The 13,162-nt window shown below is 46.2% G+C and carries 11 protein-coding genes; 2 read left to right on the top strand and 9 right to left on the bottom strand.

The genetic code is table 11. From position 1 onward, the window contains the following. The 4 genes from iscB to RID53_RS15405 form a co-directional block, all read right to left on the bottom strand. The coding region (gene iscB / locus RID53_RS15420; RefSeq protein WP_446388946.1) for an RNA-guided endonuclease IscB at window positions 1-717 on the bottom strand (717 nt) is incomplete at its 3' end. A gap of 540 nt (window positions 718-1,257) precedes the next feature. Then, window positions 1,258-2,580 (bottom strand): CO2 hydration protein, encoded by a 1,323-nt coding sequence (locus tag RID53_RS15415; protein WP_446388945.1) that lies wholly within the window; start codon window positions 2,578-2,580, stop codon window positions 1,258-1,260. 275 nt (window positions 2,581-2,855) lie between these two features. Next, on the bottom strand, window positions 2,856-4,370 hold the full coding sequence (locus RID53_RS15410; RefSeq protein WP_446388947.1) for an NADH-quinone oxidoreductase subunit M: 1,515 nt from the start codon (window positions 4,368-4,370) through the stop codon (window positions 2,856-2,858). Window positions 4,371-4,661: 291 nt separating this feature from the next. After that, a complete protein-coding gene (locus RID53_RS15405) occupies window positions 4,662-6,524 on the bottom strand; it encodes an NAD(P)H-quinone oxidoreductase subunit F (RefSeq protein ID WP_446388944.1) in 1,863 nt (620 codons plus the stop codon). 236 nt (window positions 6,525-6,760) lie between these two features. Between RID53_RS15405 and RID53_RS15400 the strand changes: the two genes are divergently transcribed. Both RID53_RS15400 and RID53_RS15395 read left to right on the top strand, forming a co-directional pair. Then, window positions 6,761-6,934, top strand: coding sequence for a hypothetical protein (locus RID53_RS15400; RefSeq protein ID WP_446388943.1), 174 nt, complete (start codon window positions 6,761-6,763; stop codon window positions 6,932-6,934). 31 nt (window positions 6,935-6,965) lie between these two features. Continuing rightward, on the top strand, window positions 6,966-7,265 hold the full coding sequence (locus RID53_RS15395; protein WP_446388942.1) for a hypothetical protein: 300 nt from the start codon (window positions 6,966-6,968) through the stop codon (window positions 7,263-7,265). A 527-nt stretch (window positions 7,266-7,792) separates the two neighbouring features. Here RID53_RS15395 and RID53_RS15390 read toward each other — a convergent pair. From RID53_RS15390 to RID53_RS15370, 5 genes are all read right to left on the bottom strand, one after another. Beyond that, window positions 7,793-9,331, bottom strand: coding sequence for a hypothetical protein (locus tag RID53_RS15390; protein WP_446388941.1), 1,539 nt, complete (start codon window positions 9,329-9,331; stop codon window positions 7,793-7,795). A gap of 6 nt (window positions 9,332-9,337) precedes the next feature. Next, window positions 9,338-11,146 carry a proline--tRNA ligase gene (gene proS / locus RID53_RS15385; RefSeq protein WP_446388940.1) on the bottom strand — a complete coding sequence of 603 codons (1,809 nt, stop codon included), beginning with the start codon at window positions 11,144-11,146 and terminating at the stop codon, window positions 9,338-9,340. Between the two features lie 59 nt (window positions 11,147-11,205). After that, a complete protein-coding gene (locus RID53_RS15380) occupies window positions 11,206-11,421 on the bottom strand; it encodes a hypothetical protein (protein ID WP_446388939.1) in 216 nt (71 codons plus the stop codon). Window positions 11,422-11,462: 41 nt separating this feature from the next. Further along, window positions 11,463-12,296 (bottom strand): hypothetical protein, encoded by an 834-nt coding sequence (locus RID53_RS15375; protein WP_446388938.1) that lies wholly within the window; start codon window positions 12,294-12,296, stop codon window positions 11,463-11,465. A gap of 162 nt (window positions 12,297-12,458) precedes the next feature. Further along, complete coding sequence (locus tag RID53_RS15370; protein WP_446388937.1) at window positions 12,459-12,941, bottom strand: hypothetical protein; 483 nt, start codon at window positions 12,939-12,941, stop codon at window positions 12,459-12,461. Window positions 12,942-13,162 lie beyond the last annotated feature (221 nt).

Below are 13,162 nucleotides of genomic sequence, written 5' to 3'. Positions count from 1 at the left end.
CTTTGAGGTGTGACACTTAGTACACAGAGTTACCAGATTAGCTGGTCTGTCTGTACGATCAGGGGGATTCTTCCAGAAGCCTAAATGGTGAACTTGCAGAATAGGACTATCTGCTTTGTTCTTACAATTTGGATTCTGACATTTGTGTCTATCCCGGTGCAGGATATATTCCCGCAGGTTGTCGAAACCATATTTTTCCCCGTACTGGTACTGCTCTCCCTCAATAGTGGGATTGTTGATTTTCTGGATATCATAAGCTGCTACTTCGATAGTCACAGCAATGACTGGAAGAATACGGCGAATTTTGTCGATAAGGCGGTGATGAGTATCTAGTTTGTGCTGGATACTAGGTGCTAACCATCCTTTGTTTATTCTTCGGTTAGAAAAGCGAGGCTTTCGGTATCTAAGTCGATTCCGACGAGTACGACGATACTTCCGCTTTTCGGTAATCCTTTCAGACATTCCCTTGAGCATTTTAAGTTCGCCACCTATCACCTCCTCTTTCTCATTGACGCCACTGAATCCAATGTTCTCGTACCCTGCGTCAATACCCAACTCTACAGGCTGAGTGTAACCACTCGAACCGTAGATTAACTGGATAGTGAATGGGTCGCCTCCAACGATTTTGGCTTTACCATTTTTGAGCAAGAGTCTTGCTTTCCTGGGAGTTGTGGGCATCAAGGGACGCCCATGTTTGTTGATAACGTAAACTTTCATTTTCACCTAAAGTTAAGGTTTTCACCCTTCGACTTCGCTCAGGGTGTGGTTTCCTTCGCCAATGTTTATCAAGGTTTTGATGTTTCCATACTTTCCCTACCCAACAGGAATGTTTAATGAAAAACCGCAGAGCGTGGAGCTAGGAAACGGATAGTCAACCCTGCACCCCACGATGCCTATATATTCTCGATAAACGGAGTAGCTCTTACTATTAACGAACTACTAAGGCTAATCAACAAGGCTTGAGAATTTCTTCTCAAGCCCACGCTGTACCGCTTTTATCGGTCAGCGCTGGGTTGTTGACATTGTAGAAGCTTGGCTGGAGAATGAGTGGATTCTGTAATATTCATACATCCGCCCCTAGACTTTTATGAGATTGGCGTCTTACATTAATACTAACGTTAATTCATTTTTAGAACTGAATTAGGCAAATTTTAAGCTTTTTTTCTATATCTCTCCTATATCTATAGACATATTTTTTAGACGGAGATCCCCGACTTCTCAAGGAAGTCGGGGATCTGGTAATTTTTCAAACCTATATTACCGATAATCGGCAGTCTGAATATATTCTAACCGTGCCGCCTCCCGGATTCCATACTCTGGGCGGCAGAATCGGTCTAATTGCGCTTCAAAAAATGCCCGATTCGCCTGTAAATGCTTGGGATTCGGGTCATCTAAGGGATACAACAGTGCGGTTCGTAACGCCTGAAATACTGCCGATGTCACACAATACATCGATCGCTGAAACGTTATACCAATTTGATTCAGGATATCATTTTCACTGCGACAACGCTTTTCATAGAAGTCTCGCAGATAAGGCGGTAAGAAATGTAACATATCCTGCATCAGTAATGTGGGTGGAATTCCCGCCGAACCCACGGGGAATTTATCGGCATAGAGAACCCCATAATGGAAGTCTTTCTGATCAGTGGGAACTTCCTTGGCTTGGGCATTATAAGACTTCGTACCCCTAAAGGGCGCTGTGCGATAGAATACTGCTTCCACATAAGGAAGCGCCGCCTCATACAGCCAGGTAAACCCCTTGGACTTGGGAATCACCTCATAACATTCCCCTTTGACATACACATGATGATAGATCGGACGACCCGCGATCGCGAAGATGCCATTTACCAAAAAGTTCATCGCTTCAGGGACAGAGGTGATTTTTCCTTCGTCGTAGAGATCCGATACCTCAAAGAACACGGGTGCCATGACTTCCCAGAATAGCCCCAATAGACTATAATACGACGCCTGACGACATTGTTCGATAAACATCTCTGGGAACAGCTTATGCCATCCCAGCATCACCGGATTCCCTTTAAAATACGCCTGAATTGCCCGATTCGCATTGTTCTTATACTCTTCAGTATCCAGATACGGATCAAACTGATTCACCGGGGCGTACATATTCCGATGCCAAAGCATTGCCCGCATACAGGCTTCAGCAAACTCCATATTAATCCGGTCATGCCACAAGTGATGCAACAACTTGGGCATTTTCTGGGTTTCCCCTGTCTCAATAAATTCCACAAGTTCCGGATGCGCCGTTGCTTGACCCCGCCAAATGCGTAAATCGGCATCATCTCCGGCATAATGATTATGGAGGTCTAAATATTCTTTGGGCAGAAAATATTTAAAGAAGGGAAACGGATTCAAAAAGACTCGTTCGCCAATATAAAGCAAATCCCGCCAATAGAAATCCATTGGCACCGCATACGCCTTCCAAATGCCAATAATTTGCATCAGGTTTTCCGGCGTATCGGGAACCATCGCCCCCCCCGCTTCCAAGCGGTGAACAATATCCGCCAATTCATGCTGAGACGGGGGTAATTTCGTTGCTGGTTTGGTTGGAGTTTGTACCATGGTTATCAAGTTTTTAGTGTTAACCCTTCACGTTGTTCAAGGAAATGATTGTTAATGCTGTAGGGGCGGGTTTAGGGATTAATATTGATTGTTGTCCCTAGCTTGGCTACAAAACCCGCCCGTTGTTCACGTCAAAGAACGACATAAGACTTTGTTCAAGGGAATGATTTTTAATCCTGTAGGGGCGGGTTTAGGGATTAATATTAATTGTTGTCCCTAGCTTGGCGACAAAACCCGCCCGTTGTTCACCTCAAAGAACTACATAAGACGAATAACTAATGACGAATGACTAATGACGCCTCCTTCAACGCCACCTTCTGATTAACCGGAGTCGGCACCGCCGAAACAATCGCATTCGTGGTTGTTTCTGTCCACCGAACTAACCAAGTTGGTTGAATTCCCAGGAAGAAAATAATCACCGCCAAAATAATCGCGGGCGCTTTTTCATTCCAGAGAACTTTCGGATAGTACGCCTTACGATTATCCAACTTGCCAAAACATGTCCGATTCAGCAGAATTACAAAATAAACTGCCGTTAACCCGGACGCAAAAATACATAAAAGGGTTTGCCAAGGAAACACCACATAACTTCCTTGAAACACCAAAAATTCTGCCACAAACCCGACTAAACCAGGAATCCCCGCACTTGCCATTCCCCCTAAAATCAGTAACGCACTCACCACGGGTAAACCCCGCGTTGGATTCATCAACCCATTCAAAACATCCAACTCGCGAGTTCCCACCTTGGTTTCCACCACCCCAACCAAATAAAACAGAATCGCCAGAATCATCCCATGACTCACCATCTGAGTAATACAACCCAAAAGACTCAACGGCGTTAACGCAGCGGCGGCGACAACGATGTACCCCATGTGACCGATGGAACTATACGCCACCATTCGTTTAATATCTTTTTGGGCGATCGCACTCAATGCACCATACAATACACTCACCACGCCAACAATTGACAATCCCGGCGCGACCAATGACCAAGTTTCGGGAAACAATTGTAACCCATAGCGTACCAACCCATAAGTTCCCATCTTCGCTACCACACCCCCCAAAAGAATCGCCACCACAGGCGACGCTTCCACATAAGCATCGGGTAACCAAGTATGTAAGGGAACCAGGGGAATTTTAATCCCAAATCCCACCAATAGAATGCTTAGCAGAATCAACTGAGTGGTTAACGATAACCCTTGAGTTTGAATCGCCTCATAATTAAAGCTAGTCGAATTACTCAGCCATGTCATCCCCAAAAATGCCGCCAGAATCAGAATTCCAGACACAGCGGTATAGATGAGAAACTTCATCGCCGCATATTCCCGCTTGCTTCCCCCCCAAATCGCGATTAACAGATACAAGGGAATCAATACCAATTCATAAAACAGGACAAACAGCAACAAATTCTGTGCCAGAAACGCCCCAGTAACCCCTGCATTCACCAACAAAATCAGGGCATATTTCAGGCGAAGCCGTTCCACATCAATGCGGCTACTAAAAATAACCACCCAGTTCAACAAACTCCCCAACGCCAGCAACGGAAACGATAAACCATCCGTGCCTAACTTGTAAGATAACCCCAACTGAGGAATCCAGGTTAACTCCTCTTGAAACTGCCAACCGGAATAGGTGATATCAAACTTCGTAGCTAACCACAACGTCACCAGAACAATCGCCGTCGCCACCGCCAAAGCAATTGAACGGAGTCGGTTTTGTGGCACTTTCCCCGGCAGAAACCCGATTATAATCGCACCAACAACAGGTAACCCAATCAGCGTACTTAGCATAATCCCGTCAAAATTTCCCAACTTAAAACGCTTCCACTTAATGGGGGCGAGTTTATCAATCTCTAACTAACTAGAAACATTCTAATTCAACCCACCCCGAAACCCTCAAACCTCAAAACGCGCCATGGCACGTCTTATCGATGTATAAACCGTTATCATTTTTTGCTTCTATCTATCGTTGTCCATCTACTTGGTTTACACTTCATTCTGATTCCTGTCTAACTGCAAAGGAATTTTGTTGGTTTAAGCGTTTGTCGTCAGTCCTGTGAGTTGTAGGGCGCTAAAGCGCAACTACGAACCAACAATCAGCGAAATACGCGACAGAATCGGCAAACTCAACAAAAATCCAAATAATGCTATTCCTAACAAAATGGTCAACGCATAAAACTGAGTTTGACCCGAAACATTATACTTCAAGTTTTGCCCACTAAACATCGTCATAAAGGCGACTAAATTAGCCAAACCATCCACGATATAGCGGTCAACCCAAGAAATGGTTCTCGAGATCAAATCCACCAGAAACACTACGGTTCCCCGATATAACTTTTGGGTATATAAATCGTAGGCAAAAAAGTCTTGCAGCGCCTTTGAACCAAATCGAATCGGCTTTTCCACCTGGCTACTCAGATACAGATATGCGGCTGCACCGCCACCAATCGCACTCGATAACATCAGCGAAGCCGCCACCGTCGGATTCACGCCTACCCATTCTGGTAACAGATTCCAGGTGGCTAACAGTAAAGGAACGTGCAAGGTAAACCCCATCAGCAGTATCATAGGGAAGACCATGGGCCAATGTGCTTCAGGCGATCGCTGTGCCATTTCTTTAGCTTGTCCACCGAAGACTAACCCGAAAACCCGCAAGAGGCTAAACGCCGCTAAAGCATTCACCACTAACACCAGGGCAAATAATTTCGGGTGACTGGTAAACAGAGAATCCCCCAACTGTAAAAACGCCCAAAATCCGCCCAGAGGGGGAACCGCAATCAATCCAGCCGCCCCCACCAAGTAAGACAAGCCACAAGCAGGGCGCTTCGCCCATAATCCGCCCAATTGCGTCACATCCTGAGTAATACTGTTCCAAATAACCGTCCCCGTACTCATCACCAATAACCCCATGGCGGCGGCGTAGGTCAACAATAACAACAGGGCGGTTTGGATTTGTCCTGTACCCACCGCAATAAACACCAATCCCAAATAAGCGCTGACCAGATAGGACAGAGTACGCTTAATATCAATTTGGGCGATCGCGACCATCGTACCACCCACGGCGGTAACAGCACCAATCAAAATTGTGGCAGATATCGCAACGGGAGATATGGCGATAACAGGTTGCAATTTAATCAACACCCACGCCCCCGTACAGACCACCACCGCATTCCGTAAAATGGTGCTAGGAACCGGTCCTTCCATGGCTTCATCTAACCATAAATGCAGGGGAACTTGAGCGCATTTACCCATCGGACCAGCCAGTAATGCTAAACCAACCAATGCAGCGACTTTCGGATCAAGATTAACCGTACTTGCCCAGTCTGCCAATTCCGAAAAATTCCAGGTTTTGGATAGGGGATAGATACCAATGACCCCCATTAATAGGACTAAATCGCCCACCCGTTTGGTTAGAAATGCATCTCTCGCCCCGGTTACCACCAAGGATTGATTAAACCAAAATCCAACCAAAAGATAGGTTCCCAGAGTAAGAATTTCCAGGATAATGTAACTGAAAAACAAGGAATTGCACAGAACCAAGCCGCACATTCCCGCTTCAAACAATGCCAGCAACGAATAGAACCGCGCCCATCCCCAATCGGTTTCTAGGTAACCAATAGCATGGATTTGGGCGAGGAAATTCAACCCAGTGATCACCATCGTCGCCCCAATCGTAACCGCCGACATTTCTACGGGAATGGATAAATCCAAATCAACCACCTGTAGCCAGGGAATCACAACCGATTGGGCAGGTTGATTCCAGATGGCGAGTAATGCCAACAACCCATGCCAAAAAGCGATGAAGGTCATCAAGAGATTAAGATAGCCAGCGGGTCTGGGTCCGGTACGATTGATAATCGCCGGAGACCAAGGGATGGCTAAAATTGCACCTAATAGGGGATAGCAAGGAATTAACCAGGCAGAGTCAAGGAAAAACTGAGTCATCAGCATGACCTCGTGGGGGTATACAAATTTCCTCTTCAGTGGTATTGAACCTGAAGAGACCCTGATAAACAGGTATTTTTACTTACACGATTAATTTTTTTTAAGTTTTCTAAGCTTAGTGTATAGTGTAATGGGTTGAGGGTAAAGTTCAAACAAAGCAATTAGACAATTTGACAATCAAAGCGATAATCCCCTTCTATCAAAGCGCTGGGAGATGGGGGAGTTATCAGTTATCAGTGAGCAGTTATCAGTTATCAGGAGCTGGGGAAGCTGGGGAAGCTGGGGAAGCTGGGGAAGATGGGGGAGATGAGGGAGATGAGGGAGATGGGGGAGATGAGGGAGATGGGGGAGATGGGGAAGATGAGGGAGATGGGGGAGATGGGGGAGATGGGGGAAGATTTTTCCAATAACAAATGACGAATGACGAATGACAAATGACGAATGACGAATGACCAAGTAAAATGGATGGCTTTACTGGGATTACTGGTAGTCGTGTGGCTTGTGGCATTTCCGGCTGAGGCGTCGGTGTGCCGTACAATCAAGGATCACAATATTTGTATCCTGAGTATCAAGCGTTCCGCCAAGTATTATTGGCGGTATCGAGCCGCCGTGAGTATTGATGGGGTAAAACGCCCCGTAGAGATTTATAATTGTCGCGATCGCACCCGGATTCGCCAAGATGGAGTGGTTGTTTCTTTTGAACCGGATGGCGCTGGAGAGTTTATTTGTAGTTTCTTTTAGAATACCCCAGGCATTCTTTGGTATCAAAATAGTTCGGGTAAAAAAAGTTATAATGTCTAGATACAATCCGCTGATATCAATAAACAGTTGTAGAGGCTAACTACCAACATCAATAAACAGTTGTAGGGGCGACCCGCTGATATCAATGAACACCCCCAATCCACTCAATAGACTCGGGTCGCCCTGTCGCCTAACCTCAAACTAAAATCTATAATCCCAATGAGTAATAACGTTTTCACGTCTAATAATTGGCAGTATTGGATCGTCGTGTGTGGCTATATCGGCTTTACTATTTTTATCCTTTGGCAAGTTTTAAAACCTCGGTAATAAGGAACCCCTTTTTTGCCCTGGCGACTAGAAGTCGCAGCTACACAAACAAAGTCCGCCTACGCGGACTAGCTTACTAAACAGCTTATCAGGGAAAATGCACCATTGCTCCCTCTGCTCCCCCAGCTCCCCCAGCTTCCCCCGCTTCTCATCTTAAGTTAACACCAATAACTGACGTGCGCCCTACCCTGTGTTCTAGGCTAAGCGTCTTTCTGATCAGAACATAGTGTTTCAGAACCTACTGGATCATCAAGTCGCGGTAACTTGAGCAAAACCCCTGCAAAAAACCAATAATAAACCTCCACCGGATCGACAGCCAGAGGATAATAATAGGTGTTATAACTAATAAATAAAACAAACACCCAAAGACATAACCCTAACCGTTGTAAAGACGAATCTTGAACTGACCGATATGCCTTAAACGTGAGAAACGTCAGCAAAGACACCAGCGCCAGAAATGCCAAAACCCCAATCGGACCAATTTCGTAAAACAATTTGGCATAATAGGTTTCAATTAGTTGAGTTTCCCCTAAGCGACGGGCAGCATTAGTCGCTCGTCCTAAACCATGACCTAATACTCCCTCTTGTCTACTCAATACCCACTGAAATTGATCCAGCATAAACGAAGGAGGAGGAGACGCCTCCCAGCGATCAACTAAACTAATCACCCGTTCTTCTACCTTCCCCAACGTTTGAGTAATCCAAATCGCTAAAAGCACCCCAATTCCTAATTTAAGGGGTAGCCATCCCTTATGCCGATCCGTGAGTAATACTAACAGCACAAACGTCGCCGGAACGATCGCCAGGGCTATTCGTTGACCCGAAATGACCGCCACCGCCAAGACTGCAACCATCGCCACCCATCCCACGAATCGCCACCGACGAGACGGATCACTGACACTCGCCCCATAGGTGAAAAAAGCGCTGGAAATCAGAAACCAACCCCATTGCCAGGGTGCAACAAATGTACCGGGTAAACGAATTAACCCGACTTGAGGATTGTATAACAGAGAACCGCCGACTAAACATCGTGCCTGTAAACTGGCTCTATAGACAGCTTCTCCTGTCAAACTATTGCTACTAGGACATAAACCAGTAACTAGCCAAAGGTATTGCAGAAACGCTAAACTACAGCAGATCAAGATTAGAATAACGTGTAAACGAGTGAGGAAAAATAAGTCTGTGCGATCGCGAATCAGATAATACCCACAGAAGAGTAAGGGAATATACCCAACCAGCCCTTTTAATCCTAGAATTCCCATCAGAAAAGGGCTTCCTTTGACCTGGGGATCAAACTCCTGGGGAACATTAATCAACAGGAATGTAATTAATGCTACTCCTAGCACCACCGCGATCGCGATCAATAAGGGTTTGAGAATTGATCGCGGTAGTAGTTTCCAAAACGAATCCCGCGACTGAATCAGGGCGATTAAGGCGGGAAAGTAAAACGCATCTTTAATTAAATGAAAGAGGGGATGATTCCCGGAGTAGGTGATTCTCTCACCCAGAGATTGGTAAACATCGCCCAGTGAATAAATAATGCTCCCGCTGAAGGGAAGATAGATCAGCAGTCCCCATAATCCAATGCGAGGATACTTATAGGAAAGGATAGAGAAAAAAACAAGGGCAGTACAGGCAATCCCTGTCTGAAATCCACCGACTAGACCCAACATTACACCCATAAAGGCAGAAATATAAAGTGCCACTATGATGAATCGAGTCAGTGCTGCCTTATTCATTTGAGTTTATGGGGTTAATGCTGCATCAAGCCATTGTTTCACCGTAGAAGCAACCTGATCCAGGGGCAATTCTTGAGACTGGTGGGTTGCCCGTTGCACAACTTCCACTTTACCCTGTTTGAGCGATCGCCCGGTAACGATCCGATAGGGAATGCCAATCAGATCGGCGTCTTTGAACTTCACACCCGCCCGTTCATCGCGATCATCGAGTAAGGTTTCTACACCAGCTTGCCATAACTGCTGGTAAAGTGTCTCGGCGGCGTCCATTTGTTTGGCGTCGGAGATGTTGGGAACGGTAATAATGGCGTGGTAGGGTGCGATCGCGGGTGACCAAATAATTCCATCCTTATCATGGGATTGTTCCACCGCCGCTTGCGCTAGTCGCGATACGCCTACACCATAACATCCCATATACAGGGGATTTTCTTCCCCCGCTTCGTTAGTGTACGTCGCGCCCATGGCTTTAGAATATTTAGTGCCTAACTGAAAGATATGTCCGGCTTCAATCCCCCTGGCGCTGTGCAGGATTTGGCTGGGATCATGAATCGCGCGATCGCCTGCTTTGGCTGTCCGCAAATCTACCACCTGTTTAGGTAAGGCGAAGGGTTCACCCCAATTTGCACCAACGACGTGATAGTTGGTTTCATTCGCCCCAGTGACAAAATGTTTCAAGTCAACCGCCGTATTATCAACTAAGCGTACAAATCGCGGTGCGACATCGCTAGCGGGGCGGATATAATCATCATCTAAATCCGGGGCGATATAGCCGACAGGGAGGGGTTTAGACGCCCATTTTGCTTGGGTGGTGGCGTCGGGAACCGTTAGGGCGATGAGGGCGTTGGCGTTATATTGATCGGCTAAACGGACTAATTCATTTTGCAATTTCACCTCGTTAACCTCTTGATCGCCTCGGATACTGACGATTACCAGTACCGTCATCCCATTGTCATAAACGGCTTGATAGAGGACATTTTTCAAGACATTGGTTGGCGAACAGTTGAGGAATTGACACAGGGAGTCAATCGTGGGTGTATTGGGAGTTTCCCGTTTTTCGTAAGTCTCAAAGGGAGAGGGTTCAGGATCAGCCGGGAGGGAACTAGCTTTTTCCACATTGGCAGAATAGTTCCCATCTTCGGTGTAGAGAATCTCATCTTCGCCGATATCTGCCAGAATCATAAATTCTTGGGAACCAGAACCGCCAATCGCCCCCGGATCAGCTTCCACGGCGCGAAAGGCTAAACCGCAACGGGTAATCATGTTGCGATAGGCTTGATCCATGTCCTGATAGGTTTTTTTCAGGCTGTCTTCATCGGTGTGGAAGGAATAGCCATCTTTCATAATGAATTCTCGTCCCCGCATCAGTCCGAAGCGCGGGCGGATTTCATCTCTAAACTTGGTTTGAATTTGGTAGAGGTGGAGGGGAAGTTGGCGATAGGAACGGATCATCTCCCGGGCGATGGTGGTGATTACCTCCTCGTGAGTGGGTCCGAGTCCCAGTTCTCGGTTTTGGCGATCAGTAAGGGCGAACATGATTCCCTCTGCTTTAGTATAGGTGTCCCAGCGCCCAGATTCTCGCCACAGGTCAGAGGGTTGGAGTTGGGGAAGTAAGCATTCTTGGGCACCAGTGGCGTTCATTTCTTCCCGGACAATTTGGGAGACTTTTTGCAAAACGCGCCACATCAGGGGGAGATAAGCGTAGATTCCGCTACCGATGCGACGGATATAGCCGGCGCGAACTAGGAGTTTATGGCTGGGGATTTCGGCTTCGGCTGGGTCTTCCCGGAGGGTGACGAGTAGCATTTGAGAGAGTCGCATCGTGAGGTTCCCTTTTTTGTGATGATCGATCTCTCAGTCTAGACTATTGGCTGTCCGGGTTATGCAGTGAGGGAGGATGGGTCTTTCTTTCCACAGTATGTGGCGCAATGAAGGGAGATTGTGTAGGGGCGGGTTTCACTACTATCTTTTCGGTTATACCCAGATGTGACTAAACCCGCCCCGACTCTCGCCGATTTAGAGATTTTTCCTGAAAAGTCAGGATAAGGTGCGGTGCGATCGCAAATTAGAATGAGTGTAGAGTGTAGGGTGGGCATTGCCCACTAGCCTTAAGGAGCGTGCCATTCTACTTAGATTATTATTTAGGAGCAGGATCTATGCCTAGCTCGAGGGATTCGGCTTCAAAATTTTTAATGCAAGATTCTAATATACCTAGCATAAACTCAACACTGAATCCAATTTTAGGGGGTGTAGTATAGAGATAACTCAAGTATGTAGGTTGCATTTCATGATTGCCAAGCAGGAAACCATGTGCATTCGTTCCATGTTGTCCCTCATGAATGTACGGGCATCGCATCTCCTTATAAGCGATCGCACCGAAACGAGAAAAAGCTAGCCATTTTTCAAGCTTAGATTTTTCTGCTTCTGGGTATTTTTCTAGCGTAAGTTCAACAATCTTGTCTAGTCGCAAGTCGTCCGAAATTTGGCGGGTTTGTCGTTTTTCCTTAAAGTCTAGTCCCGATCCGTCCGAAAATTGCCAGGTTTGTCCTGTTGCAGGAAAGTCTGAATCTCGCCTTTTTATCTCCTTTAAGAATTTGTATACATCCTTCGGAAGATCGCAGTTTTTATTTTTGTTGTCATAACAACACTCTGCTCGATGCCAAACATGCGGCAGTGAAACCATCTGGAATGGTGAGATGGTTTGGTTCTGGTGAGACGCTTTACCAGCGCCAGCATAACGCTCAAGAAATGCGTCGAAAATAAGACTTTGAGGTGGTTTCTTTTGTTGTTCCTTATCTTGTGTTTGCCCTATTCCCTTTGCCCAGTGGTTGGAAAGGGTATCAAGAGCTGCCCAGATTAACACATTAGCCTGATAGTAGTCTCTGCTGGGATCTAATGCATCAATGAAGTTGTAGTCTTCTCTCCAGAAATCAAAGAAACCTCTAATTCTGTCTGACAACTCTTCATTCATATTGTTCGTACTAAACGGCGTGTACATAATAAGCTAGTGTGAAATTACCTCAAGCCAGTGTAACACAATTGTAGTCTAAATGCTACAATTAGTTGATTTTCACCCATCTCAACAACCTTAGAGGGCGCAAGCCTTGCGCCCCTACCTAAATTGAATACAATGTCACTCTTGAGCAGTAGAATTCACCGTATCCTCATCGAAAACCACTTCAAACTGTGCATCAGGCATCCACTTTCCCAAAAAGCGCTGGTGATTTTCCGCTTCAGTGCGACTGTAGAAGCGAGCCACCGTATAGTGTTGAGCATTTGGCAAAAGCCTCACCAGTGTCCAAGGATAATGTTGTTGATGCCAAAAGCTATGGTTAGACTGTGGGGAGGGTTCGGTTGTGCGCCCACATCCCCGATGCTCCAAAATAGAACGAATCATCGCTAAAAGTTGCTCTCGCTGTGGCGTTCCATCGTTGGGTAACAAACTCCACTCCTTGATTGGCGCGGGTAGCCAAGTCAACTTGTAAGTCACCGAATCTTTGCTAATGCGCCAAGACAAGCGGCGTGGCTGTTTACAGCAGTTGAACCCATCCGAACGAAAAGACGCAACAATCCTGTCGCCTTCAGCTTGCAGGCGAAGCCATTGAGAATGTTTCATTGGTATGATGATAGTGATTATTTGTTAGTCAAGGGCGATCATTTGGCAAAAATGTGATCGCCCGTTATTTCATGCAAGACTTATATCGAATCCGGTTGATTGCACATGGTATGATAGTCCACAGGTGCAATTATCGCTGGTGGTTATGCCAAAACGGATTACGATTGCCCCCCACTTAAGCTTGGAAGAGCTAGAAAGAGGTTATCGTCAAACAACTCAGG

This window comes from Coleofasciculus sp. B1-GNL1-01 (assembly GCF_040220235.1).
Taxonomy (GTDB): Bacteria; Cyanobacteriota; Cyanobacteriia; order Cyanobacteriales; family Coleofasciculaceae; genus Coleofasciculus.
The sequence above is the reverse complement of the archived record's forward strand: the minus strand, read 5'-3'. Positions and strand labels throughout refer to the sequence as shown.

Bases quoted from the DNA above. Each gene is read 5' to 3' on its own strand.
- RID53_RS15415 (WP_446388945.1), bottom strand. From the start codon at position 2,580: ATGGTACAAACTCCAACCAAACCAGCAACGAAATTACCCCCGTCTCAG.
- RID53_RS15370 (WP_446388937.1), bottom strand. From the start codon at position 12,941: ATGAAACATTCTCAATGGCTTCGCCTGCAAGCTGAAGGCGACAGGATT.
- RID53_RS15395 (WP_446388942.1), top strand. From the start codon at position 6,966: ATGACGAATGACCAAGTAAAATGGATGGCTTTACTGGGATTACTGGTA.
- RID53_RS15410 (WP_446388947.1), bottom strand. From the start codon at position 4,370: ATGCTAAGTACGCTGATTGGGTTACCTGTTGTTGGTGCGATTATAATC.
- proS (WP_446388940.1), bottom strand. From the start codon at position 11,146: ATGCGACTCTCTCAAATGCTACTCGTCACCCTCCGGGAAGACCCAGCC.
- RID53_RS15375 (WP_446388938.1), bottom strand. From the start codon at position 12,296: ATGAATGAAGAGTTGTCAGACAGAATTAGAGGTTTCTTTGATTTCTGG.
- RID53_RS15380 (WP_446388939.1), bottom strand. From the start codon at position 11,421: ATGCCCACCCTACACTCTACACTCATTCTAATTTGCGATCGCACCGCA.
- RID53_RS15390 (WP_446388941.1), bottom strand. From the start codon at position 9,331: ATGAATAAGGCAGCACTGACTCGATTCATCATAGTGGCACTTTATATT.
- RID53_RS15405 (WP_446388944.1), bottom strand. From the start codon at position 6,524: ATGACTCAGTTTTTCCTTGACTCTGCCTGGTTAATTCCTTGCTATCCC.